This is a genomic window from Marinomonas posidonica, assembly GCF_043643765.1.
Lineage (GTDB): Bacteria > Pseudomonadota > Gammaproteobacteria > Pseudomonadales > Marinomonadaceae > Marinomonas > Marinomonas posidonica_A.
In genome coordinates, this window is the sequence record NZ_JBHZSP010000009.1 from 45813 (window position 1) to 70895 (window position 25083).

Below are 25083 nucleotides of genomic sequence, written 5' to 3' on the forward strand. Positions count from 1 at the left end.
TTTTTTATCCTAGGCTCGGATTAATCTGGGTCAATGTAAATCGGATCAGATACGACTAAAGTCTAAGTCCATAACCTTCATTCAATAACATCCTTAGCATACGATCTATTACATTGCAGTCTTAGGATTTTTATCATGAACGTGATATAACAAGACTCTAATGGATTTTAGGTATTAGGTAGTAGTTTGACAGATGTAACCGCATTCAACGTTGACAGTAGCAACAGCATACACCAAGAAATCGTGGACATTTCGCAAAAACGTGTTCTGATTATAGAAGACATTGGTGAAATGCGCATTATGCTAAAGTCATTAATGACGTCATTAGGTTACAGCAAAATTGATGTGGAATACTCTGGCCAAATGGCCATCAAGCGAATCCTAGAAAAACATTACGATGTTATTCTCTCTGACTATAACCTTGGTGGCAGCATCGACGGCCAACAGATCCTAGAAACGTCGCGCAAAAACTACGCGCAAGATCATTCCACTATTTTTATTATGGTAACCGCAGATACGGCCTATGAAAGTGTAGTCAGTGTGTTGGAATACCAACCCGACAGCTATCTAGTAAAACCCTTCCCGCCCGCCGCTTTTTTCCGTCGTCTTGAAAAAGTTCAAAAGCAAAAGAAGATCTTCGAAGGCATCAACACTGCTCGTAAACTCAATGAATACGAAAAGATGGAAGCGCAGGCAAAAAGCATCATGGCGGAATACCCTCATTTCGCCAGCCAATGTCTAAAAATCATTGGGGAATCTTTGTATGCCCGTGGCCGCTATAAAGATGCGAAAAGTCACTACATGTTGATCATTAAGAATCATAAAACGCTCGCTTGGGCCCATTACGGTATCGCACAATGCGAAATGCAACTGGGTGCCGTGGGAGCAGCGATAAAGAAGTTAGAGCAGACCATTGAACTAAGCCGTCACTTTCTATCAGCCTATGATTTGCTGGCGGATGCACAAGAAGATCAAGGTAACCTTGAAGATGCACAGTTTGCCATGAAACGAGCCCTTGAAGTCTCACCAAGATCGAACGACCGTTGTTTGCGCTTGGCGGATTTAAGCGCCAAAGTCGCCGATTGGGAAACAGCTGAACACGCCTATTCTCGGATTATTCGTCTCACTCGTGACACCATCAATGAGAAAGTCGAATACTACTATGAGTACCTCAAGTGTCTCACCAATATGATGAATGCCGGCGGTGACAACGCGAAACTAGCAGATAAGTTTAAACGCTCTTTAATTCGTTTACGTTCCTTTGGTAAAGCCAACCCGGCGGCTATCTCCAATTCATTTCGCATTGAAATACAGCAATATCTCACCCGTGAACACACTGGGGAAGCCATTAAGTCTTGGAAGCAATGGAACCGATTAATTAAGTCAGGGCAAGCTTCGCCTCTCACGGATGCTCAAAAACACACGCTGAAAAAGCGTCTTGGCTTGCTATAAACCCCATTTCCTTTTACTGTCTGGGCGATATCCATTAGCCAATAAGAGTGTGTCCATTTTATGTCGTCTAACCAAGACTTTTCGAATCTTATGCCCGATGTCATCCTCGATGCAGTGGAGTCACTCGGCTTTTGGACAGATGCCAGAATTTACCCTCTGAACAGCTATGAAAACCGTGTCTATCAAGTAGGCATTGAAGAAGCGTCACCTCTTATTGTAAAGTTCTATCGCCCAAACCGTTGGACGCTGTCTCAAATTCAAGAAGAACACGATACATTAATCAAATTGGCCAATAAAGGGCTGCCTGTCGTCGCCCCTCATGTGATTGAAGGTCAAAGTGTGTTTACTCATCAGGGGTTGGTATTTTGTCTGTCACCAAGACTTGTGGGCCAACACCCAGAAGCCGAAAATCTAGATCAGTTGTTTCAAATTGGTGAGCTGATTGGCCAATTGCATCAGAGTCTTGGTAAAGACCCCTTTAAGCATCGCATCGAGGTATCTCCCCTTGAGCACATTCGCACTGCCGCTGCTCGTATTCTTGACAGTACCGCGCTGCCCAAAGTATTAAAAGCGTCTTACCAACAACAGGTTGCAAGCTTATATGACTTGTGTGAGACACAAATCCAACGCTATTGGCCAGCTCAATTACGCCCTATTCATGGCGACAGTCATCGCAGCAACCTCATCCTCAGTAACGAACAATTCCACCTACTGGATTTTGACGACTGCCAAAATGGGCTGGCCGTTCAAGACTTATGGTTGCATCTGACTCAAGTGAACCTTGCCAAACAACAGCTAAGTGAGCTGTTAGAAGGCTATGAAAGCTACCAAGCATTTGACTCTAGAGAACTGGCCTTGATTGATGTTTTCAAATGCACTCGTGTGATTTGTTACGCGGCTTGGCTGCTTCAGCGACAAACAGATCCAGCGTTTGTTAAAGCATTCCCCTGGTTTGCCAGTGAAGAATATTGGCTGAATCACTTGAATGAATTAAAAGAATGCCAAAACGAATGGGGACAAATTCTCTGATGACGTCTCTTAATGCAAACCTTAAGTCATTGTTTGGTTTTGAGTCCTTTCGTCAAGGACAAGCCCCAGTGGTTGAACAACTGTTAACGGGGCACTCTTCGCTTGCCGTGTTCCCAACAGGTTCAGGTAAGTCGTTGTGCTATCAATACACAGCAACTCAGTTACCCCACCTCACGCTGGTGATTTCTCCTCTGATCGCGCTAATGCATGACCAATTGGCTTTTTTAAAAGCCAAAGGCATTGTGGCCGCCAGTTTAGATTCCACACAAAGTCGCGAAGAAAGCCAAGCGGTCATGGCAGGGGTAAAAACAGGCCAAATCAAAATTCTGATGATTTCAGTGGAACGTTTCAAGAATGAAAATTTCCGCCGTTTTATCCAGCAAGTTGCCATTTCACTACTCGTTGTGGACGAAGCACATTGTATTTCGGAATGGGGTCATAACTTTCGACCGGATTATCTGAAACTGCCGTTTTATCAACAGGAACTAAAAATTCCACTGGTATTATTGCTCACCGCCACCGCCACTCGTCGAGTGCAAAAAGACATGGCACAAAAATTCCAAATCCAACCGCAACACATTGTCCAAACCGGTTTTTATCGACCCAATTTGGACATCGAATTACAACCCATTCCGGCCAGACAAAAAAACGATCAGCTTGATCAAATTCTAAGGCACACGCAAGGGGCAAGCATTGTCTATGTCACCTTACAAAAGACCGCTGAAGACGTTGCACAATCTCTGATTCAGCAAGGTTATCAAGCTCAAGCCTACCATGCAGGACTAAACAGTGAGGACAGAGCACAGATACAAGAGTTCTTCATGTCTGGTCAGACACGCATCATTGTCGCCACCATTGCCTTTGGTATGGGCATAGACAAAGCAGACATACGTCTAGTGGTGCATTATGACTTGCCAAAATCCATCGAGAATTACAGTCAAGAAATTGGCCGTGCTGGCCGCGACCAAAAGCCTAGCAAATGTATTTTGTTGGCGAATCTAGAAGGTCTACATACCTTAGAAAACTTTGTTTATGGCGACACTCCTGAACGTCATAATATTGCCTGCTTGCTTGACACCATAGTGCAAGAAACAGAACGACAAGAATGGGAAACGCAGCTTTATCATTTGGCCAATCACACGAACATTCGCTCGTTGGCCTTAAAAACACTCTTGGTTCAGCTTGAACTCAAGCAAGTCATTGCCCCTAAATACAGCTACTACGCAGACATTAAAGTAAAGTGGGAAATGGATCCTCAGCAGTTTATGCGGCAGTTACCTCCCCATTGGCAAACCAGCTTCCCCATGCTACTAGAAGGCATTCATTTCAAAAAAATCTGGGGTGTTCCTGACTTTGAATGGCTGCAAAACAACGCCAATTTAAACCGTCAACAAGTATTAGAAATGCTGGAATTTGCCGAGCAGCAACAGGCACTTACTCTAGACAGTAAAAGTCTGACTGAGGTTTATCAGGTATACCCTGAAAGACTGCAAGATACACTTTTACTAGAGCAGTTGGATGAATACGTTCAGCAGAAAGAGACATCAGAAATAGAACGTATTGCGACCATGATTCGATTCTTCGAATTAGACCGATGCCTGAATCACAATTTGGCCCGTTACTTTGGCGATCAACAAGCGCCTGAGCATTGTGGACATTGCTCAGTATGTCGACACAGTGTGTTGCATTTTCCACCGCTGCACTCGTCGCTGACACCATCTTTGGATAGCGTGGATGAATACATAAAGCCCTTTGGTCAGGCTGTACAACAAAAAGCGCCCGACATACGTGTCACGGCAACCTTGATCACACGCTTTTTAACTGGCCTGAATCAGCCTATTTTCACTAAAATAAAAGCCCGTCAATTGCCAGGCTTTGGTAATTTTGAACAAGCATCTTATCAGGCCGTTTACGCACAGGTAAGGAAACAGTTTCAAGAGTAAGACGCTCGCGAGATAGGAAACAGGGTACTTAAACTCACTGCTCTTCAATGCGAGGGTCTGAGGAAGATTCTAACACACTCACCTCAATCAGATTATTATCGGGGTCATTAAAGTACACCGATTGAATCGGCCCAATAGCACCACTCTTTGCGACAGGGCCTTCGATGATGTTGATCTCACAAGCTTCGAGATGAGCCACCAGCTTTTCGAGTGGCCAATGCGTAATCAGACATAAATCACCGGCTCCTTCCATGGCGTGATTTCGCAGTTCTTGACCCAATTTTTGGAAGTTGATTTTCTGTTCACCAAAACGCACCGCACGTCGACCTTCGCCAAAAGTAATGGCTTCCATCTGCAATACTTTTTCATAAAAAGCGACGGCATTCTCAATGTCTGCAACGGTTAATACTATGTGGTCAATATGACTAATCATCCGCGCTTAATCTCCTGTACAAATCCGTTGGTATCGCGCCATGCTACGAGGGATAAGAAAGAAAAACAAGCTTAAAAAGCAAACTCAATTCAACAAGGAAATCAGGTCCATTTGACCGTCTATTAAGCCTTGTTTTTGACGACGGTTGAGCTTTTTAATACGACTTTCAATCATCAAGGCTTCCCGTTTTGAACCTACCGGATGCTGCCAAACTAACTCTAATGGCCCTTTTCCTCTCAGATAGCGTGCTGCTTTTTTGCTGTCGCCAGAATGCTCTTTAAAGCGTCTGTGTACATCGGTACTTATACCTGTATATAAGGTATTCAGACGAGTCTTAATAATATAGAGGCTCCAATTTGTGTCTGTCTTATTAGCCACCGCTATTTGCTTCGAATCCGTCACCTTATCTCCTTAGCCAATAATCATAAACAATGTCAACGCGGTTGCCAGCCCCATCATGTAATTAAAGCCACGCTGGCGCTTCGGCTCCGTCAACCAAATACGTATTTTCATACCCGCCCAAGCCCATATGGAGATAGCAATAAAACCAAGACAAGCAAACGCCAGTAAAATCGACATGCCAGATGCCAAATAATGATCACCAGCAATAGCAAAGGTACTAACACAACCTAAGGACATCATCCAAGCTTTTGGATTCACATATTGAAATAAAGCCGCTTGCCACCAACTCATCGGCTTGGCCGCCAGTTCATCACTTTCAAGATGACCAACAGGCGCACTGGCAATTTTCCAAGCCAACCACAGCAGATAGACACAGCCCAGCCACTGCAAAACAGAATATAAAGGCGGATACAAACTAAACACCGCCCCTAACCCTAGTAAGGTAACAAATAACAAACTGGACATACCAAGGACAATCCCCAGCATATGCGGAATGGTACGACGAAAACCAAATTGCGCACCAGATGCCAATAACATGATGTTATTTGGCCCTGGCGTTACCGAGGAAATAAAAGCAAACATGGCCAATGCCACAAAAAACGATGTATCCATCTGCTAACCCTTTTTATATTGAAACACGTCCTGCAAAAAGCCTTTAATGCTGGCTTTTTTCGCCTCCAAATGCTGCTCTTCAGGGTTCACGCCAATATCCATACATTGCTCTACTGTCATTGTTTTTAATGCTTTACGAGTTTGAAAACGTAAAACACAGACTTGTAAATGAGCGAATAAACCAATTGCTAACATGACCTATCTCCTTGCGCTGACGGTGTATCCTAATAATACCCCTTTGTGTATGTTCCTATACTTTAATGCAGGGCTAAGTCTCAATACAGATTCAAAAAAACCTTTATTTAACCATACAGGATGACAGGTAATGCTCTGTATGGTGTATTTTTCACCTATCTGTATGGTTATTTTCTGTATTCATGCACTTTACAATAGTGACAACGCAATACAGTTAAACAGATTAGGAGAAATAAATGACTCTGTATGAAAACCTCGCCATTCGTCTACGCGAGCACATCGAGCTTGGTTTCTATAAACCTGGAGACAAACTTCCTTCTGTTAGACAACTAGCGAAAGAACATGGCGTTAGTATTTCCACTGTTCAAGAAGCCTATCGCCAACTAGAGCAAGAGCTCTTAGTAGAAGCGAAACCAAAATCAGGGTACTTTGTTAGTGTTCAAAACAAGGACAATCTACCCAGTATTTCTCGCCCACCACAACGCCCTTTAGAAGTATCTCAGTGGGAAGAAGTTCTCAACATGCTGATGATTCGCAGTCGCACTGATGGCGTCCAATTACAGCATGCGATGCCTGACATGAAAGCCACCACACTCAAGCCACTACTAAAAGATTTGAGCAAACAGAATCCTGAGGTTGGTTTAAGCTATTCTGACGTTCGGGGTACGAAAGAACTCAGAACGCAACTGTCTCGTTTGGCCGTAGCATCTGGCTGTCAACTTCACCCTGATGACCTAGTCATCACCTCTGGCTGTCAGGAAGCTTTATCTGTGTGTTTGCGAGCCGTCACCGAGCCTGGCGATATTATAGCCATCGAATCACCCAGTTTTTATGGCTCTATGCAAGCGATCAAAGCCGCTAACCTAAAAGCCATGGAAATCCCCACTCATCCAGAAACAGGCATCAGTTTAGAAGCGCTAGAATTGGCACTGGATCAATGGCCAATCAAAGCCATTTTCGTTACACCAACCTGTAATAATCCTATGGGGTACACCATGCCGGAGGATAAAAAGGAACAACTTTACCGACTGGCGCAAAGTTATGACATTACCATCATAGAAGACGACATTTACGGTGATATTTCCTTCCAGTTTCCACGCCCTAAAACCATCAAATCCTTCGATACCGATGGACGTGTCTTATTGTGCTCTTCATTTTCCAAATCCATTGCGCCCGGTATGCGCGTCGGTTGGATTGCCCCTGGCCGCTACCGCGACAAGGTAACGCACATAAAATATGTGTCTAGTTCCATGTGTCCAGTCACGCCACAATTAGCCGTGGCCAAATTCATTCGTCTTGGCGGCTATGCAAAACACATCCGAAACATGCGATTAAATTATGAAAAGCAAAGGGATATGTTGCTAAAAGCCATTAAAGCCTATCTTCCCAAAGACACTCGTGTCAGTTTTCCTGTAGGCAGTTTTATCTTATGGGTAGAATTAGCAAAAGACATCGACAGCATGAAGCTGGTAGAAAAATGCCGGCAAAAAGGCGTCGGTTTTGCCCCTGGCCCCTTATTTTCGGCCACCGGAAAATACCGTAATTGCTTTCGCTTAAATTACAGTGAAAAGAATGTTGAAAAACGGGAAGCGGCCATTAAGACACTGGGGCAAGTCATTGCGGAGATGCAGCCAGACTGATCTGAACAGCACTTTAAACATTTAAATAATGCGACCAATTGGTCGCATTATTTTAGGATTTGACGCGTTTAATGTTGATTAAAATTGGACTGCCAGTCATAGGGTCTGGTATCAAATCACATTCCACCCCATACAGCTCCATGACGAGCTCTTTCGTCATCACATCTTTCGGGCTACCCTGAGTAATGATCTTGCCGTTTTTCATCGCCACAATATGATCGGCATAACGGCAGGCACTGGGTAAATCGTGAACCACCATGGCGATGGTTTTGCCCTCTTCAGACAATTCCCGAATCAGCTCAAACACTTCAATTTGATGGCCCAAGTCCAAAGCCGAAGTGGGTTCATCTAAAAGCAGTAAAGGGGTTTCTTGGGCAATAGACATGGCAATCCAAGCCCGCTGTCTTTGGCCACCTGAAAGGGTATCTAATAAACGTTCTTGAAGATCGCTCAAATCCGCCGCTTTAAGGGCATAATCAATGGCCTCTTGATCACTCATGGCCCATTGTTTAAGGGCACTCTGGTGCGGGTGCCGACCAAAACGGATTAATTCACTCACCGTAATACCATCTGGTGCAATGGTATCTTGAGGCAGTAACGCCAAACGCCGCGCGACTTCTTTCGAAGGCAACTTATGAATATTTTCGCCATTCAATAAAACGGCTCCACCACTCGGCGTATGAATACGAGATAAACCATTCAATAAAGTCGATTTACCACAGCCATTAGGACCAACAATCGCAGTGACTTTACTACTAGGAAGACGTATGTCTAACCCTTCAATAATAGCGGTTTTACCATGCTTTAAGGTTAACGCTTCAGCACCTAAAGAAACGGTATCAAACTGACTCACGAAACACTTATCCTTCTTAAATGACCCTAAAAACAGGTCTGATAATTTATATTGTCGACTTAGAACGCTGACGCATCAAAATCCAAATCAAATACGGACCACCAACAACGGAAGTCACAATGCCAACTGGCAATTCAATCGGTGATAACATAGTACGCCCGATAAGATCGGCTACCACCATAATAAAAGCGCCCGCTAACGCTGAACCAATAAGTGGAATCCCTCGATAACGTGCAAACACACGCGCCATTTCCGGTCCTATCAAGGCGACTAAACCCACAGGGCCCGCCACTGCGACCGCCAGACCTGTTAAAATAATAGACAAACTTAAAGACGAAAAGCGTAACCATTTAGTACTGGAGCCCAACCCGGTAATAACAGCGTCTGAAAATGGCAACAAAGAAAATAGATGAGTCAGTAACAAGCAGGCAATTAAGCCAAATAACAAACCACCACCAAGGATATTCACCATCAACTCAGGACGTGCACTTAAACTACCAACCGTCCAAGGATACGCAGCATTGGCTGTATCAATGTCTACTTGACTCAACATTAACTGAGTAATTGCACCTGCAATGGCACCAATACCTATGCCCGCCACGATAAAACGATAGCCTCGAGTACCACTGCTGCCCGCCAAACCAAAAGCGAGCGCGGTTGCAGTTGCGGCCCCCGCTAAAGCCATAGCCGATGGCGCAATGGAAATGGCCGTGCTGACTACAGACGATACAGCAAATGCCATCGCTGCGTTATCAATGCCAATAATGCCTGGTGTGGCTAAGCGATTACGAGCTAAAGTTTGCATCAAGCAACCTGCCAGACTAAACGCGGCCCCCGTATAAATCCCCGCCAGCAAACGCTGCAAACGTAAATCTTGGACAACAAACTGACTTAAGGCATCACCATAACCAAACAAGGCTTGAATGACCTGCCATGGTGACAAAACGACCGTACCTATACCCAACGAAGCGATACTGGCAAATATCACTAAGCCTAATAATAATAAATTACGACGAATCGCACGACGATCAAGCAAACAAGAAAATTGCCCTAACGTAAGGCTCACATAGCCTTGCGGCACTTGAGTCGGTGTCGACTCAGCAGAAGTAGTTGGAAGACTGTTCATCATAATGTTGGTAATCTATGTGCTCTAACAATGGCCAATAAAACAGGTGCCCCTACCATAGCCGTTAATACACCTAGTGGCATTTCGGCAGGCTGGGCCACCAATCTTGAGAACACATCCGCGCTTAAAATCACCAATGGCCCAATCGGCAAACACAACCATAGAGTTCGGCGAATGTCTGGGCCGACTAACGCTCGAGCAGCAAAAGGTACCACCAGACCAACGAACATCACAGGGCCAGCAATGGCGGTCGCTGCGCCAACCAGCAGTGCCACGGCTAACACCACAATCAAACGAATACGACCAGGCTTATAACCTAACCCTATGGCGACTCGCTCGCCAAGAGCCAAAGAAGCTAAAGGTCTGGCCACATAAACAACGCAAGCAATCGCAATGGCAAATGAGGGTAACAATGACAGCAGTTGGTCCCCATTGCGGCCCGCAATGCTGCCAGTCACCCAAAAGCGGATTTCATCGGCCGCGCGCTCATTGTACAGCAACAACAAAGAGGTCATGGCTATCAACAAACTGGACAGTGCCGCACCCGCTAACACCAAACGTATAGGATCATTTCGCTGGCCTTGCATTTGCGCCACACCAATCACACAAAAACAACCAATCAGAGCCCCTAATTGAGCGAGACCAACCGACAAGGTCGCGGTACTGGCACCGAAAGCCAACGCAATCGCTACGGCAAAGGCACTGCCTGAACTGACACCAAGCAAACCGGGCTCAGCCAGTGGGTTACGAGCGACTGACTGCATAAGCGCGCCAGCTAAACCCAAACTTAAGCCAGCGAAGATACCAATTAAAGTACGCGGTAAACGAAGCTCGAACACAACAAAACGAGCGTCGTCGGATCCAGATCCCATTAATAGAGCGATTACTTCACTTGGCCCTACATCACCCGCACCCAAAAAGAGACTGGCCACACAGCAAAATACCAGCAGCAAAGCAACTGGTATTAAAACACTCAAAATAGACCGCTGAGCAGGCGGCGTTTGAAACCACAATTGCATTTGGGTTATTGAACCTTGGTATTCAATAGTCTCTGAATATCATCCAAAATTGCGTTTGCCGCAATTGGACCAGATGCACTGGTCCATAATTGGCCATCTACCGGAAACACATGATCACGCTTTGCCACATCAAGACGTGCAAAAGCAGGCGATTGTTTGGCAGCCTCTAACGCTTTTTGACCTTCCTCATCCAATGTTGCCATGAAGACCCAATCGTTATCGATTTTGGACAAATTTTCCAAACTTAATGGACTAGAGTGTGGACGACCAGGTTTAATCAAGCCAGAATCCGTGACCTCAAAACCAACTTGAGACAATAGTCCACTTGTGAAAAATTGCGTCGTTAGTACTAAAGCACCTTGTGGCATCCAACGGATCAAAGCCGCACCACGTTGATCAGCTGGTAATTTAGCCTGCAGTTGAGTTTTAATCTGTACCGCCCGTTCCGTAACCGCTTGGATAATTTGTTCTGCTTTCTGTTCACGATTCAATGCTTTTGCGTAAACACGCATTTCACTGACCCAACCATCAGGGCGAAGACCCTCACCTTGCGGTACTATGGTCGGTGCGATTTTTGACAATAAAGCGTATTGCTCAGCCGGTAAACGGTATGAGGCTAAGATAATATCTGGACGCTGAGCAATCACAGCCTCAAGATTGGTTTCCCGAGCCGTTCCGACTATGTTGACGTTTTTCGCGGTTTCTTGAATGTAATTGGCCACGCCATCACCACCTCGAGTTGAGATAGCACCAACTGGTTCAAAACCTAAAGCAAATGCAGTATCTAGCGCTCCTTCATGAACCGTAACAATGCGCTCGACTTTATCACTCACAGTCACATTACCGTATTTTGTCGCCACCGTGATATCGCCTGCTAACACGGGTAACGCATACATTAGCCCAAAAAACATACCGATAGAACGACTGAATCCACCTAACAAGGACATATTAACCTCTTAATTTCTTTGAATAAAATAACACTTATTACTGACATCACCGAGCGCGACCTAAAACAAGAATAATAATATTTATCATTTATAAAATAAAGTTGCCGTTTAAAAATGAAACTTGAATATCATCATGCAAGGGGTTCTCAATTAATCGACAGTAGAAACCGATTTTTTTTGCACTCGATCTTGATAGTTCGAAATTTTCACGACACGGGCCAAAGTACAATCGCGCAGTAACGCAAAGGCGTCCGTCGCATTAACATCAACAAATGGATGTGGCTGACCAACTTGACGTTGTTGCAAGGCTGGCATGCGCTCTACACTATTGTCTATCGTAGGGTGATTAGACAAAAACACATCAACCGATTCGCTGTCTGCCAGCTGTTTGAAACGAGCCGCAGAATCTGTGTACATTTGTAGACGCTCGATATTCGGCCCAAAGTTCAACCCTGTGCCGCCCCACAAGGCTGCCATATGAGTTTTATCCCCATCTATAACCGGAAAGATTAGTGAGATCGTACCTAAGGTATGACCTGGCGTAACGTATAGCTGTACCTTAGTATCACCCAACTCGATTACATCACCATCATTAATGGTTACATCTCGAGTCGGTGCTTTACCCCATTTAGGGTTAATGATTTCTGGATCAGGTCGTTCTAATTCTTTCCAATCTGCGTCACTCATCACCACTTTTGGTTGGAAGGATTTCACCAAATACTCTTGACCGCCATAATGGTCACCATGCGCATGAGCAATGATCAGGTAACGTATGTCATTCGGATCCATTCCAAGTTGCTTGATCCCCGCCACGATTATGTCTTCCGCTTGACGATTACTGTTCATGGCATCCAGTAGAATCAGTCCTTCAGAAGTTTTGATCACCCAGCTGGCGACCGAACGATTACCGACAAAATAAAGATTATCGAAGACTTGCTGTGGTTCAATATAAGAACGTTTGGCACGCTCTGCTCTTTGTTCATCTGTTGACGTACGCTTTATGTTCCCCGAACCGACCTTTCGCGCTCCAATGTTTCTTAATGGTCTATCAATAGCACATAGCTTAGATAATCCAGGGTAACCTTTACCGGCTGCCAAACCTTGTGCCACCAAAGCTTCTGGCGACAAGGTGGTTTGAGCCATACCATGATGACTAAAAGTCAACGCTGAGAGGCACAAAGAGAGCACGGAAATCCGTTTAGGAGAACAAACAGTGCGGCGAAATGTCATAAAAGTCTCAACTTTATAAATAAGATTGGTTACTATTTAGATTCTCACACAAAATGACCAGCAGGACTCGGAACAATGTGTTCCGATATATGCAATACCACTCTGCACATTCAAGACGATTAGGCACGCTGCATGTACGATTTAAATGACTTACAAAGCTTTATTACACTGATTGAAACAGAAAATTTAACCCAAGCGGCAAAACGACTTAGCGTTTCCAAATCCACTCTCAGTCGCCGGATTGCAAATCTTGAAAACCAGTTAGGGCAGACTTTATTATTACGTCAAGCGAATCAAATGATCGCCAACGACACAGGACGTGCTTTTCACCCGTTTGCCTGCAAGATTATCGAGGCCGCCAAACAGGCGCAAAAAACCATAGACTCGCTTCAAGATTCGGTGATAGGTGATTTAAGCATTGCTGCTTACTCTGGACTGGCTCGTTCTTGGTTGCCTAAAGAAATCATTCATTTTGCCAATGAACACCCTAATGTTAATTTTTCCCTTAAGACCACCTCTAAATTTTCCGAGTTAGAACAAGCTGATATCGGCGTCTGGTTAGGTTCACCTGAACCGTCTCGGTTTAAAGAAGAAATGGTTGGCTATTTAACCTGTGGTCTTTTCGCTTCCAAAAAATTTGTCAAAAACAACCCGAACTTAATTGATGTAGAAGAATTAGAAAACATCCCATGGGTGAATTTCCATCACTTTTATCAACCTGCTGGTGATTTAGAATTACATCATCTAGAAGATGGAGCTAAGCGCATTCAGATCCCCAAATCACAAATTTGGACCGATCAAATTGCCATGCAGATGGAGCAAATTGCCAAAGGCTGTGGCGTTGGTGTACTGCCTGACTATATGGTCACCATGCGAGAAAAACACCACCCAGGGGATTTAATCCGCGTGTTACCACAATGGCAATTGCCTAGGATTCCTGTCTATCTTTTATACCCTTATGGCAGTTTGCCCAAACGTATGTCAGAATTTTTGCACCATTTCCGCAATCGCACTCGCGATATTCTAGACGAGCAACATTCTTAACAGTCAAGAGCCCCTTACATTAAAAGTAGGCCTGAACAATCTCTTCTTAATGTAAGGCATACTCAATTACAGATAAAAAAACTGACAGCTCTCTCTGGATACCCTTTAACATCCTATGTGGCAACACTAGGGAAAAGACACAGTGGACGTGTGCGATCTTCAGATCAAGACACAAGTAACGAGTCATTGTATGAGAAAAATGTGTATCCCTTCATCATTTAACATGCGTATACCACTAAAAGAAGCAGAGTTGTGTTTCATTATATATTCTTATAGCCGCTCGCGGCCTAGATGTTCTTATTGAAAACAATAAGAACATCTTATAAAAATCATCTGTCATATGGTTAAGTAGCACTTGTCTAAGTTCATCTGTTCATCATCACCTGCCCCATTTCATTCACCCTTTTATTCGGAAACCTTATGTTCACAATAAGGGCCAATATAAATGAGAATGACAAAATGCTATATCTAAATGTAAATAAATGAAAATTTACTTTATGGAAAAGACCTTTAAACCAATAATCTGGTGCAACTTAATAGCTTTTTAAAGCAAACTTACGCTAGTACGAGCCGACAAAGTTCGCATTAGAAAATAATCAGGATTGATTCAATGACAAGCAAACCGTTCCGTTGTGCCGCTCTGTTATGCATCAGTACCGCCTTAGTCGCTTGTAGTAGTTCACCAGAAAGAGTGAATTTCGCGGATCTAGCACAACAAGAGCTCGAGAATACCAAGGTCCAAGCTAACCAATGGCAATCCTTGGATCAAGCGGGCGAAATCAGTTACCTAACTGATTTAATTCAAAGTGACGAACTGGACCAGCTCATCCAAGAAGCATTAATTGCCAATCCAAGTTTGCAAAAAACCGCTCTAACCCTGCAAGCAAGTTTATGGGAACTGAAAAAATCCCACGGTGCGAACTTACCCTCAGTGGATGCTAGCGTTGGTGTCAATGAAGACAAAAACAGTGATACCAGTTACTCTGCAAAAATCAGTGTCAGTTGGGAATTGGACTTATGGCAAAAACTCGCTAACGCTGAGTCGGCTTCGGCGAAGAGTCTCGCCAGCGATGAAGCCTTATATCAATCCAGTCAAGACACGCTAGTGTCGAGTGTCATGAAGACATGGCTCTCTCTGACAGCCAAACAACATGCCATTGAAATCGAAAACAAACGTTTAAACTTGTTAGAAGCCAACGAGCAACTGATCGTGAAACGTTTTAAAAGTGGCTTAGACAATTTGGAAGCGCTAGACGAAGCACGTACCTCCACGTCGCAATCTCGAGCGTCCTTGGCACAATATCGAGAAAATTTGGAAATTCAAAAACGTGAATTGCAAACCTTATTAGGGCGTAACACATCATTGATTCTATCGCCCCAACAGGAGTATCCAGAAGTCAGCTATTCCTTATCAGGTTTACCCGAACAAAATTTGCAACGCCGCCCTGATCTAAAATCCGCCTATTTGACCATAGAAGCCGCTGATTTAAACACTCAAGTCGCCTACAAAGACATGTTGCCTTCTATTAGCTTGAGCGCCGCCCTTTCTGATGCGGCTGAATCGCCTAGAATGGCCTTATTTACGTCCCCTATTTGGAGTTTAGCCGCACAATTAACTCAACCGCTTTATCAAGGTGGTCAACTAAAAGCCGCTGCAGAAGTGGCTAAGTTGCAAACAGCACAAGCTTTTCAAGACTACCGAGATACATTACTAACTGCGGTAAACGAAGTCGAAGACGCAATAGGACAAGAAAAAGTATTACAACAACGCTTAACTCATATCCGCAATGCGCTGCAAAGTTCACGCAGCAATTTAACCCAATATGAAACCAAATATCGCAATGGTTTAGTAGAACTGAGTGATCTTATTTCCGCACAAACCACCATGTTTGATCTTGAAACACAACTTGACGAACTGATCTACGAACATTTAGCAAACCGAATTACCTTAGGACTGGCATTAGGACTGGGAGTAAAACCAGAATGAAGCATTATTCACGCTGGATCATACTAGCATTATCAATTATTTTGGCGGTTGCCAGTTACTTTTATATTGACAGCAAATTAAATACCGACAAATTTGTAGGACAAAGAGGCCATGACCAATCAGGCCGAGGTGGGCCAGATCGAGCAAGAGGCACGCCAGGTCAAGGTCCACGCGCAGAGACATCGAATCGCCGCGCTCAAGCAGAAGCCGATGGTGAAACGGCGGTAAAAGTGTCAGTCATTAAGGTTCAAGCGGGTGAATACTCACCTATTATTCAAGGTTCTGCCGTGACCGCACCGCGCTACTCTCTTACACTCACGAGTCAAGTAAGCGGAGAAGTGATTAAAATCTCGCCACAACTGGAAGCAGGTAAACGCGTTAAACAAGGTGACGTGTTAACCGTTTTGCGTAATCGCGAATTAAACAGTGCTGTCGCCAGTGCAGAGAAAGCCTTAGCCAGTGCAGAACTCGCGTTAAAAGAAGAAGTTAGACAAGGAGAGCAAGCCAAAGCGGAATGGAAAGCGGCAGGCTTTACCGACCAACCCGATTCCGATTTAACATGGCGTATTCCACAGCTAGCCGAAGCCAAAGCCGAAGTTAATTCAGCTAAAGCGGCCCTCATGGAAGCCAGAGATAACTTAGAAAATACCAAAGTGGTGGCCCCATTTAATGCATTAGTTACAGCACGCAATATTTCACCCGGCTCTTATTTGAGCTCCAGCAGTGACATTGCCACCTTATACAGTACTGACCGTGTAGAAATCACCTTGGAACTGGCTAACTCAGATTGGGCAAAATTACCTGACGCAGACACGCTACTTGCGGGTAATTGGCCCGTCACCGTCCATAGTATTGACAGTCAAGCAAGCTGGTCAGGTAAGGTTATCAGTGTCGGTCAACACATAGACACCTCAACTCGTATGCGCAGCCTAACCCTGGCAGTAGAATCCCCGTTAGATCAAGACGCACCGTTATTACCGGGCGCCTTTGTCACTGTTGAACTACAGGGCAAAACCTTACAGAACTTATGGAAGCTACCCAACTCAGCGTTAAGTCAGCGTGGCGATATTTGGTTCCTTGATGAAGACAATCGTCTCGATTACTTCCCGACGTCACCGCTGTTTGTTGATGCCAAATACACTTACATCTTGGTCCCAGAAACCATGCGAAACAAACCTTACTCAGTGCTAACCAAACCCTATAACAGTTACCAAAAAGGCACCCTAGTTGACGCCATGGAGCAAACTGAAAGATGAGTCCAAACGATCAACAAAGAGGCATCATAGCTTGGTTTGCAGGAAATCCTGTGGCCGCCAACTTGCTAATGATTTTTATCATTACGTTGGGGGTAATTAACATAGGCTCGTTAAGTAAAAAAAGCTTTCCGACCCTACCGCCAAATGGTATCGACATCGACGTTAGCTACGACAGTGGTTCCGCCAAAGCAACCGAAGAAAGTGTCACCATTTTGATTGAACAACAACTGGAAGGCTTAGAAGGCATCGACAATGTGATGTCGACTTCCACTAGCAGTAGCAGTTCGGTTAATGTTGAAATCAAAGACGGCTATGACCTAGATGTAGTCTTTAACAACATCAAAGATAAAGTTGATGAGATCTCTTCTTTCCCGAGTGACGCCGATCCTGCCGTGATATCTAAAGACACCCGTTCTGAATTGGCCATTATCATTCAGTTATTTGGCGATACGGACCGTCGAACCTTGCAAAAAGCCGCCTACGATTTAAAAACCGACCTGTTGTTAGATAAAGAAATTAACTCTGTTTCCATTTCTGGTTGGCGAGACCCAAGCATGCTAATTAAGGTCGATAAAAATAAGCTCGAAGCTTACGATCTGACGTTGGCCGACATCAGCACCGCGATTAACGCTGAGTCCGCCACAGCATCAGTAGCGACACTAAGCAATGAGGATTTATATCTCAAAGTCAGTACCTCAGAACAAGCTTACTTCAAGCATGAATTTTCTCGTATTCCGATTAAAACCAACACAAGTGGTGCCGAACTAAAACTCAGCGACATCGCCACTGTCCAAGACGCGTACGATGAAGACGACTTTGTGTTATCGCGTTTCAATCAACAAAATAGCTTATCACTACGAGTTAATACCATTGGCAAGGACGACATTATTAACACAGTGGAGGCAACGAAAAAGCGTGTTGAAGATTGGCAGGCATTTGGAAAACTGCCTTACAAAGTGGAATTAACGACTTGGAACGATCGCAGTGAATCCATTAATCAGCGCCTTGAGTTGATGGTGAAAAACGCCCTAACTGGGGTAATTTTAGTGTTCGTCTTATTGGCGATTTTCCTTAACATTACGGTGGCTTTTTGGGTAGCTGCAGGCTTGCCATTTATCTTCTTTGGCACTCTTTTCCTCATGGGCACCAGTCAAATCGATTTAACCTTGAACATGATCACTACCTTTGGCTTTATTTTGGCCTTGGGCATTGTGGTGGACGATGCGGTGGTCGTCGGTGAAAACATCTATTCCGTACGGGCGCGGGATGGTGATACGTTAAACAACACCATAAAGGGCACCATGGAAGTCGCTGTGCCTACCTTATTTGGTGTCTTTACCACAGTGGCGGCTTTCTGGGCTTTGTCCAACATTGATGGTCGTTTGGGGAAGATTTATTCTCAATTTGCTCAAGTGGTGGCCATTTGTTTGGTACTGTCTATTATTGAATCCAAAATCATTTTGCCTGCACACCTATCACATCTAAACACCCACAAATCCCCCGCTAAAAACATAGTCGCGAAACTATGGGGGATGGTGCAAAAAGGCGCTGATGATGGACTGCAGTTTTTCAGTCATCGAATGTATAAACCAGCCATTGAGTTTTGTCTGAGCCACCGATATGCCATGAGCTTGGTCTTTATCAGTATGTTTGCTTTGGTCATTTCCATGCCTCTTACGGGGGAAATTCGCACCAGTTTTTTCCCGCGAATTCCGGGCGATACAGTACGAGCTTCCTTAACCATGTTGAGCGATGCCAGCTACGGTCAAACGGAAAAAGCCTTGATTGAGATAGAGCAAAAAGCCTATCAGGCGGACAGAAACCTTACCCGAGCCGCGCATGCCAAACTGGCCGATCAAACGGATTTACCAAACCGCTATTTAAAAAATATTGAAACCTATACTTCCAGTGATCAATCTGGCAGCTTCCGCGTCGAATTGGTGAATGGTTCGCCCTATTCATTGACTCAGTTTTCGACCGAATGGCAACGTTTAGCGGGCACGCCAGAAGGCGTAAAAAGTTTGCGCATTCGTAATGGCCAAGACGGCGCAGTGGATGCTTTAAATGTCGAACTTGCCAGCACCAATGCCACTTCACTTGATGAAGCACTGAGCACCTTGGTTGAAGCATTGAATCAAATTCCTGCTGTGACTGGCATTGAAAAGTACGACACGCCACCTGAGTCACGCTTAGAACTCAGCTTAAGTGAGCAAGGTCGCTTACTGGGCTTAACAACATCTGAATTGGCGAGCCAAGTTGCCAGTAACTTTGATGGTACAGAAGTACAGACATATCAAAGAGACAATGACGAAATGGAAGTGCGGATTGGCTATCCGGAAGCACAGCAAGAATCCCCCGCAGCCATTATGAACACTAAGATTACGCTCGACAATGGTTCACGCGTGCCCCTAGACACAGTAGCAAAACTAGGGCAAATAGAAGTGCAAACTGAGATCATTCGTATTGATGGCAAACGCTCTTACTACCTGTCAGCGGAAGTAGACAAAGACATCATGTCTTCTACTGAAGTGGTTGAATTATTGCAGCAATCGGCCATGCCGAACATCAAAAAACAATTTTCAGAAGTGGACTTTACCTTCTCTGGAGAAGCGGAAGAACAAGCAGAGACACAATCATCATTATTCCAAATGTTCATGTTAGCTCTGTTGATCATTTACGCTCTGTTGGCCATTCCATTGAAGTCATACAGCCAACCTGTGATTATCATGATGGCCATTCCATTTGGTATCATAGGTTCCTTACTTGGTCATTGGATGAACGGTTTGGCTTTGAGTATCTTCTCATTAAATGGCATTTTGGCACTGAGCGGTGTAGTGGTAAACGACAGTCTTCTGCTGGTGTCTCGCTACAATGATTTACGCCAAGAAACCATTCACATTCGTCGCGCCATCATCATGGCATGCCAAAGTCGTTTACGCGCCGTGTTATTAACCTCGTTTACTACTTTCGCAGGTTTAGCTCCCATTTTGTATGAAACATCACGTCAGGCCCAGGCTTTGATTCCGGCCGCCGTTTCCCTCGGATACGGTATCATGTTTGCAACCTTGATCACCTTGGTATTGATGCCTATCCTCTTGATGATCAAAGAAGATGTGGAAAACGTGATCAAGCGTATCAAAGGCAGAATCAAGCCAAAATCGGATGCCCCCGTTTCGTTGTAACCTCTTTCCGGTTAGTCCTAAAACGGCGGAACAGATAAACAAAAACCCGATGCTGATAACAACATCGGGGTTTTAGTGATATCAAAGAAGGTGCTCGGGTTAGACTTTAAAGCGCGCCACTAACTCGTCAAGACTGCTCGACAGTTCACGTAACGCCTTGCTGTTATCTGAGACATCATTTGCTGTGGTCACACTGGTTTCAACCGAATTCTGAATCCCCGTCACATGACTTGCAACATCTTCAATCGCGAGTAATTGCTGCTCTGTTGAAGTGGCTACTTGCTGATTAATGGCATTCATGGTTTTCACTTGTTCAGCAATGCTGTGTAACGAAGTTTGTGCTTCTTGCATCGACGCTACACCTTCGCCAGCAATCTGCTGACCCGCTTGTGATGCCGCTAGGGCCTTACGAGATTCAGCTTGTAATTGATCAATCATTTGCTGAATTTCATCAGTAGATTGAGCGGTACGCTTCGCCAAACTACGAACTTCGTCCGCCACAACGGCAAAACCACGACCTGCCTCACCTGCTCGGGCCGACTCAATCGCTGCATTTAGTGCCAATAAGTTGGTTTGTTCTGAGATATTGCGAATGACTTCCAAAATACTGCCAATCTGCTCAGAGTTTTTCGCCAAATCGTCAATCACCTGAGCGGTTTTCTGACTCTCTAACGCAAGGTTTTCTACGGTTGCTTTGGCCGATGACACCACTTTTAGACCAGATGTCACTTCATGCTCAACTTGGTTAGCACTCTCAGCTGCTTGCGCAGCATTTCCTGATACTTCACGCACAGAAGCTTCTACTTCATGAATCGCCGAGGCCACCATTGAGGTTCGTTCACTTTGCTGCTTGGCATCAGATTGCATGGTGTTGGCCGAACTGAGCATTTGCTCTGATGCATTACTCAACTGAGTGCTGGTCTGACTAACTTGCTTTACCATATTGTGAATGACGCTAACAAACTTATTAAAGCCAGAGCCAATATTGGCTAATTCAGCTGGTCCTTGATCACTTAATCTGTGTTTTAGATCACCGTCCCCTTCACCAATTTCGGTCAGGTTGTTGGCCACAACTTGTAGTTGTTTTACCAATTTTGAGCCCAGCAAGCTGGCTGCGATCACTGTCACGACACTCAAAACAAGCCCCATAATCAGCAAAACATGCCCCATGGTAGTTACACCACCAAATACGGCTTCTTTTGGAATTTCTGCAACCAGTGTCCACCCCATTGCAGGAATGTATTCACTGGCCAATACCGCATCGTCTGCCATCACAATGTTTAGCCCATCGCGCTGCAACAAGGTACGACCCACTTCTGCGCCATATAAGTCACTTACTTTGGTTTTTTCCAACAGGTCTTCATTACGGTGAACTTTCAAGGTGCCATCACCAGACACTAAATAAACAAAGCCGCTGCCATTAAATGTAAAGCTGTTTAAATAGGCCGTCATTCGCTCTAAATTCATACCAAATCCAGCCAAACCACGGCCATTAGTATTTTGGTAGTTCACAAACAACTTCACCTCACCAGAAGATTGGCTGCGGTAAACACTGACATTTCGATCATTGGATGAATCAGTAAAATCAAAGAACCAACTATCACGCTCTGGCGTGAGTGTTCTCAGAAAACCATCTTGGTTCCAGTACTTAGCAGTTTGACGATCGGCCCAAGAGGCCGTATCTAAACCAAGTTGGTTTTTGATATTTCCCAGCAACTCAATTAACTTATCTTCTTCTTGAGGATCAAAGCCTTTCTTCGCCCAATCAATGATTAACGGATTATTGGCTAAGGTTTGAGCAGTGGCAGCAAGGTTTTCAATTTGGTTTTCAACCTCACTTTTAATCTGCTTAATTTGCGCTGGAAGTTCTGTATTAGTAGTGCGTTCCAACATGACCGAACGAGCTTGATAAAAGCTTAACAGGCCCATGGTGATAGTACTGATGAGTACAACGGCTACAAAGGCATAGATGAGTCGAAGTTTTAGTGACACCGAGTTGAGTCCTTTTTATGGTTAGTGGGTTTCAATCTTGACTTTTTGGTTAATTATTAAACTAAACGAATGACCTGTAAACTGATATAAAGTTATTTATCTACTCGGTTTACAGGAAAAGAATATGAAAAAGAGTATTTTCACATCTTTCTGCTTTATCTTAGTCGTCACACAAGCATCTTGCACAACCAAAGGTGCATATGAAGCTTTTCAATATAATCATGCATCAGCTTGTCGTGAGTATCGTGGCCAACAACAATCTGATTGCTTAGCGAACTACAACCAATCTTTTGAAGAATACCAAAGAGAGCGAACAGGTTACTCGGATTAAGCCAATTCCACTAAAAAACGATATTTTTCATACTTTTTTTCGTCGTCATAATGAATTGATATTCCTTAAATGCCGCCCATTGAGAAATAGCATTGCTTAAGACTGGAAAATTACTAAAGTGAAGAAATTAAATTTCAAATAAATATCAAAATTGAGTACAAAATGAACTTAGATAGCACAGACTTGCAACTTCTTGCTTTAATTCAAAGCAATGATAGTATCTCTACAGAAGCAATGGCTCAGCAAGTAGGCTTATCCAAAACCCCTTGCTGGCGACGCATTCAGCGCTTAGAAAAATCAGGCTACATCAAACGTCACGTGGCCTTATTAGACGCTGAAAAATTGGAACTAGGCGTGTCGGTTTTCGTTCAGGTCAAAACCAATCAACACGATGCCAATTGGGCAACCGAATTTGCACAAGTGGTTTCACAGTTTCCAGAAGTCGTGGAATTTTATCGCATGGCAGGCGAATACGATTATTTACTGCGCGTTTTGGTAAAAGACATTCCAGCTTATGATCAATTTTATAAACGCTTAATCAGTGCCACTGCGTTAACAGACGTCACTTCCAACTTCGCTATGGAACAAATTAAATGGACCACGGAGTTGCCTTTACCTCAGCGAGATAAACTCGAATAAGCTGAAGAAGAGTCTGTCAATCAGGGCTAAGGACCTCGACATGTTAACGACAGACTCTTCCAATAGCCGACATACTACTGACGCTTGCCACTCAACAACCGATTATTCCGACTCATCGTCACAACTTGTGTTAAAAAAAATACGACAAAGCATTATTGGGGCTCAACAAAACATCACCACACCTTTTGGCGAACGCAAACTGACCTACGCGGATTACACAGCCTCAGGTCGCTGTTTGGATTTCATCGAACAAGCGGTTCAACATGCCATGCCCTTTTATGCGAACACTCACACGGAAGCCAATGCCACCGGTATGCAAACCACCGCATTTCGTGAACAAGCAAGAGAGGAAATTCGTCAAGCAGTGAATGCTAGCCCTGAAGATTTGATCATTTTCTGCGGCAGTGGCGCCACCAGCGCTATTAACACGCTGATTTCTCAGCTTGGCTTGAGACAGTTAGACGCCACCGAAAAAGCCCAAACGCGCATTTTTATTGGCCCTTATGAACATCATTCCAATGAGCTGCCGTGGCGCGAACTGGGAATTCCTTTGATCCGCATTAAGGAAGGCAAACAGGGGGGCGTGTGTTTGCAAGACTTAGAAGACCAATTGCAGCAACATCAAGGAAAGCGTCTCATCGGCAGCTTCAGTGCCGCTTCTAATGTCACCGGTATCCTCTCAGAACAAGACGCCATCACCAACTTACTACACGTTTATAACGCGCTCTCTTGTTGGGATTTCGCCGCAGCCGCCCCTTATGTGAAAATCGATATGAATCCTGTGCAGTCTGAACACCACCACAAAGACGCTCTTTTCTTTTCCCCGCATAAATTCATTGGTGGTCCCGGAACCCCTGGCATTTTGATTGTCAAAAAAACCATTATTGAGAACGCTCAACCCAGCCATGTCGGTGGGGGGACAGTGTCTTTCGTCACACCGAATGACCATACTTTTTTGCCAATAAGTGAGCGCCGAGAAGAAGGTGGAACACCAGCTATTTTAGAGTCCATACGCGCAGGTCTGGTTTTCAAACTCAAATCCTTAGTGGGCGATGCGGTAATTCAACAGCAAGAACACAAGTTTGTAGAGCTTATTGATCAACACTGGCAGAACCATCCTTCGATTGAACGTCTAGGTCATAACACTGCTGAGCGTATTTCCATTACCGCATTTCGCATTAAAACATCACTAGGCTATTTGCATCATGGTTTTATCACTGCGTTATTGAATGATCTCTTTGGTATTCAGATGCGCGGTGGCTGTTCCTGTGCTGGACCTTATGGGCATGCTTTATTGAATATTGACGACCGCAGATCTGAGCAAATTCAGCAAGCCCTGAAAGCGGGGGAAAAACTTCTAAAACCTGGCTGGGTGCGCTTTAACTTGAACTATTTCATCAGCCAGCAGGAAGCCGACTTTATTCTTCGTGCCATTGATTTCATCAATCAACATGGTCTCACCTTTTTGCCTTTTTATGCCTATGACCAGAAAAAGGATTTATGGCGTTTTCAAGCTCAAAAGGGTCGCGCTATGAGTTTGGATGATCTCATACAGTGGGACACGCTTGACGCAACAAACAAAACTGAAACGAAGACTCAGCAATCGCCTCATGACAGTTATAAAGCCTACCTGCAACAGGCAGACAGTTTAGCCAAGGTTTTACAAAATCCACAACAAACAGACTATGCTTGGCAGTCGCAACCCTTCAACCCAAGATTTGACTCACTTAGAGATTTTGTCTTGGCTAAAGACCTTAAAGCGGCAACCTAG

General features: G+C 44.5%; 21 protein-coding genes. 11 read left to right on the top strand and 10 right to left on the bottom strand.

From position 1 onward, the window contains the following. The first annotated feature begins 186 nt into the window (after nt 1-186). Genes ACHUFM_RS11390 through ACHUFM_RS11400 form a run of 3 tightly spaced genes read left to right on the top strand, consistent with a single transcriptional unit; the run spans nt 187 to nt 4424 of the window. Nucleotides 187-1452 carry a response regulator gene (locus tag ACHUFM_RS11390; RefSeq protein ID WP_394182370.1) on the top strand — a complete coding sequence of 422 codons (1266 nt, stop codon included), beginning with the start codon at nt 187-189 and terminating at the stop codon, nt 1450-1452. Between the two features lie 60 nt (nt 1453-1512). Further along, a complete protein-coding gene (locus ACHUFM_RS11395; RefSeq protein WP_394182371.1) occupies nt 1513-2481 on the top strand; it encodes a serine/threonine protein kinase in 969 nt (322 codons plus the stop codon). Then, nucleotides 2463-4424, top strand: a complete 1962-nt coding sequence (locus ACHUFM_RS11400) for a RecQ family ATP-dependent DNA helicase (RefSeq protein WP_394182372.1) — start codon at nt 2463-2465, stop codon at nt 4422-4424. The genes ACHUFM_RS11395 and ACHUFM_RS11400 overlap by 19 nt, the downstream gene beginning before the upstream one ends. A 34-nt stretch (nt 4425-4458) precedes the next feature. Here ACHUFM_RS11400 and ACHUFM_RS11405 read toward each other — a convergent pair whose 3' ends face one another. From ACHUFM_RS11405 to ACHUFM_RS11420, 4 genes are all read right to left on the bottom strand, one after another. After that, nucleotides 4459-4857 carry a VOC family protein gene (locus ACHUFM_RS11405; protein WP_394182373.1) on the bottom strand — a complete coding sequence of 133 codons (399 nt, stop codon included), beginning with the start codon at nt 4855-4857 and terminating at the stop codon, nt 4459-4461. An 84-nt stretch (nt 4858-4941) separates the two neighbouring features. After that, a complete protein-coding gene (locus ACHUFM_RS11410; protein WP_394182374.1) occupies nt 4942-5259 on the bottom strand; it encodes a GIY-YIG nuclease family protein in 318 nt (105 codons plus the stop codon). A 9-nt stretch (nt 5260-5268) separates the two neighbouring features. Next, the gene (locus ACHUFM_RS11415) at nt 5269-5871 is read right to left on the bottom strand and encodes a LysE family translocator (protein WP_394182375.1); all 603 of its coding nucleotides are present in this window, start codon (nt 5869-5871) and stop codon (nt 5269-5271) included. A gap of 3 nt (nt 5872-5874) precedes the next feature. Beyond that, complete coding sequence (locus tag ACHUFM_RS11420) at nt 5875-6066, bottom strand: hypothetical protein (RefSeq protein ID WP_394182376.1); 192 nt, start codon at nt 6064-6066, stop codon at nt 5875-5877. Nucleotides 6067-6302: 236 nt separating this feature from the next. Between ACHUFM_RS11420 and ACHUFM_RS11425 the strand changes: the two genes are divergently transcribed. Continuing rightward, nucleotides 6303-7706, top strand: coding sequence for an aminotransferase-like domain-containing protein (locus ACHUFM_RS11425; RefSeq protein ID WP_394182377.1), 1404 nt, complete (start codon nt 6303-6305; stop codon nt 7704-7706). 52 nt (nt 7707-7758) lie between these two features. On the opposite strand, the gene ACHUFM_RS11430 is transcribed toward ACHUFM_RS11425, so the two are convergent. The 5 genes from ACHUFM_RS11430 to ACHUFM_RS11450 all read right to left on the bottom strand — a co-directional run bounded on the left by ACHUFM_RS11430 (nt 7759) and on the right by ACHUFM_RS11450 (nt 12881). Continuing rightward, on the bottom strand, nt 7759-8559 hold the full coding sequence (locus tag ACHUFM_RS11430; protein ID WP_394182378.1) for an ABC transporter ATP-binding protein: 801 nt from the start codon (nt 8557-8559) through the stop codon (nt 7759-7761). A 46-nt stretch (nt 8560-8605) separates the two neighbouring features. Next, complete coding sequence (locus ACHUFM_RS11435; protein ID WP_394182379.1) at nt 8606-9688, bottom strand: FecCD family ABC transporter permease; 1083 nt, start codon at nt 9686-9688, stop codon at nt 8606-8608. Further along, nucleotides 9685-10704, bottom strand: coding sequence for a FecCD family ABC transporter permease (locus ACHUFM_RS11440; protein ID WP_394182380.1), 1020 nt, complete (start codon nt 10702-10704; stop codon nt 9685-9687). The genes ACHUFM_RS11435 and ACHUFM_RS11440 overlap by 4 nt, the downstream gene beginning before the upstream one ends. Before the next feature lie 5 nt (nt 10705-10709). Continuing rightward, a complete protein-coding gene (locus ACHUFM_RS11445; RefSeq protein WP_394182381.1) occupies nt 10710-11651 on the bottom strand; it encodes an ABC transporter substrate-binding protein in 942 nt (313 codons plus the stop codon). Between the two features lie 150 nt (nt 11652-11801). Next, nucleotides 11802-12881, bottom strand: coding sequence for an MBL fold metallo-hydrolase (locus ACHUFM_RS11450; RefSeq protein ID WP_394182382.1), 1080 nt, complete (start codon nt 12879-12881; stop codon nt 11802-11804). Nucleotides 12882-13013: 132 nt separating this feature from the next. Between ACHUFM_RS11450 and ACHUFM_RS11455 the strand changes: the two genes are divergently transcribed. From ACHUFM_RS11455 to ACHUFM_RS11470, 4 genes are all read left to right on the top strand, one after another. Next, complete coding sequence (locus ACHUFM_RS11455; protein ID WP_394182383.1) at nt 13014-13925, top strand: LysR family transcriptional regulator; 912 nt, start codon at nt 13014-13016, stop codon at nt 13923-13925. A gap of 610 nt (nt 13926-14535) precedes the next feature. Then, nucleotides 14536-15912, top strand: a complete 1377-nt coding sequence (locus ACHUFM_RS11460; protein WP_394182384.1) for a TolC family protein — start codon at nt 14536-14538, stop codon at nt 15910-15912. Further along, nucleotides 15909-17168 (top strand): efflux RND transporter periplasmic adaptor subunit, encoded by a 1260-nt coding sequence (locus ACHUFM_RS11465; RefSeq protein ID WP_394182385.1) that lies wholly within the window; start codon nt 15909-15911, stop codon nt 17166-17168. Before ACHUFM_RS11460 ends, ACHUFM_RS11465 begins: the two co-directional genes overlap by 4 nt. Continuing rightward, nucleotides 17165-20350: an efflux RND transporter permease subunit gene (locus ACHUFM_RS11470; RefSeq protein WP_394182386.1), complete on the top strand. Its 3186-nt coding sequence runs from the start codon at nt 17165-17167 to the stop codon at nt 20348-20350. The genes ACHUFM_RS11465 and ACHUFM_RS11470 overlap by 4 nt, the downstream gene beginning before the upstream one ends. Nucleotides 20351-20449: 99 nt before the next feature. Here ACHUFM_RS11470 and ACHUFM_RS11475 read toward each other — a convergent pair whose 3' ends face one another. Further along, nucleotides 20450-22342 carry a methyl-accepting chemotaxis protein gene (locus tag ACHUFM_RS11475; protein WP_394182387.1) on the bottom strand — a complete coding sequence of 631 codons (1893 nt, stop codon included), beginning with the start codon at nt 22340-22342 and terminating at the stop codon, nt 20450-20452. Between the two features lie 124 nt (nt 22343-22466). Here ACHUFM_RS11475 and ACHUFM_RS11480 point away from each other — a divergent pair, with 124 nt between their 5' ends. The 3 genes from ACHUFM_RS11480 to ACHUFM_RS11490 all read left to right on the top strand — a co-directional run bounded on the left by ACHUFM_RS11480 (nt 22467) and on the right by ACHUFM_RS11490 (nt 25083). Next, nucleotides 22467-22673, top strand: a complete 207-nt coding sequence (locus ACHUFM_RS11480) for a hypothetical protein (RefSeq protein ID WP_394182388.1) — start codon at nt 22467-22469, stop codon at nt 22671-22673. A 162-nt stretch (nt 22674-22835) separates the two neighbouring features. Further along, nucleotides 22836-23312: an Lrp/AsnC family transcriptional regulator gene (locus ACHUFM_RS11485; RefSeq protein WP_394182389.1), complete on the top strand. Its 477-nt coding sequence runs from the start codon at nt 22836-22838 to the stop codon at nt 23310-23312. A 40-nt stretch (nt 23313-23352) separates the two neighbouring features. After that, the gene (locus tag ACHUFM_RS11490; RefSeq protein ID WP_394182390.1) at nt 23353-25083 is read left to right on the top strand and encodes an aminotransferase class V-fold PLP-dependent enzyme; all 1731 of its coding nucleotides are present in this window, start codon (nt 23353-23355) and stop codon (nt 25081-25083) included.

Coding starts and splice junctions, on each gene's coding strand:
- ACHUFM_RS11400 (WP_394182372.1), top strand. CDS start 2,463: ATGGGGACAAATTCTCTGATGACGTCTCTTAATGCAAACCTTAAGTCA.
- ACHUFM_RS11490 (WP_394182390.1), top strand. CDS start 23,353: ATGTTAACGACAGACTCTTCCAATAGCCGACATACTACTGACGCTTGC.
- ACHUFM_RS11470 (WP_394182386.1), top strand. CDS start 17,165: ATGAGTCCAAACGATCAACAAAGAGGCATCATAGCTTGGTTTGCAGGA.
- ACHUFM_RS11480 (WP_394182388.1), top strand. CDS start 22,467: ATGAAAAAGAGTATTTTCACATCTTTCTGCTTTATCTTAGTCGTCACA.
- ACHUFM_RS11425 (WP_394182377.1), top strand. CDS start 6,303: ATGACTCTGTATGAAAACCTCGCCATTCGTCTACGCGAGCACATCGAG.
- ACHUFM_RS11405 (WP_394182373.1), bottom strand. CDS start 4,857: ATGATTAGTCATATTGACCACATAGTATTAACCGTTGCAGACATTGAG.
- ACHUFM_RS11395 (WP_394182371.1), top strand. CDS start 1,513: ATGTCGTCTAACCAAGACTTTTCGAATCTTATGCCCGATGTCATCCTC.
- ACHUFM_RS11415 (WP_394182375.1), bottom strand. CDS start 5,871: ATGGATACATCGTTTTTTGTGGCATTGGCCATGTTTGCTTTTATTTCC.
- ACHUFM_RS11440 (WP_394182380.1), bottom strand. CDS start 10,704: ATGCAATTGTGGTTTCAAACGCCGCCTGCTCAGCGGTCTATTTTGAGT.
- ACHUFM_RS11445 (WP_394182381.1), bottom strand. CDS start 11,651: ATGTCCTTGTTAGGTGGATTCAGTCGTTCTATCGGTATGTTTTTTGGG.
- ACHUFM_RS11435 (WP_394182379.1), bottom strand. CDS start 9,688: ATGATGAACAGTCTTCCAACTACTTCTGCTGAGTCGACACCGACTCAA.
- ACHUFM_RS11485 (WP_394182389.1), top strand. CDS start 22,836: ATGAACTTAGATAGCACAGACTTGCAACTTCTTGCTTTAATTCAAAGC.
- ACHUFM_RS11420 (WP_394182376.1), bottom strand. CDS start 6,066: ATGTTAGCAATTGGTTTATTCGCTCATTTACAAGTCTGTGTTTTACGT.
- ACHUFM_RS11450 (WP_394182382.1), bottom strand. CDS start 12,881: ATGACATTTCGCCGCACTGTTTGTTCTCCTAAACGGATTTCCGTGCTC.
- ACHUFM_RS11465 (WP_394182385.1), top strand. CDS start 15,909: ATGAAGCATTATTCACGCTGGATCATACTAGCATTATCAATTATTTTG.
- ACHUFM_RS11455 (WP_394182383.1), top strand. CDS start 13,014: ATGTACGATTTAAATGACTTACAAAGCTTTATTACACTGATTGAAACA.
- ACHUFM_RS11460 (WP_394182384.1), top strand. CDS start 14,536: ATGACAAGCAAACCGTTCCGTTGTGCCGCTCTGTTATGCATCAGTACC.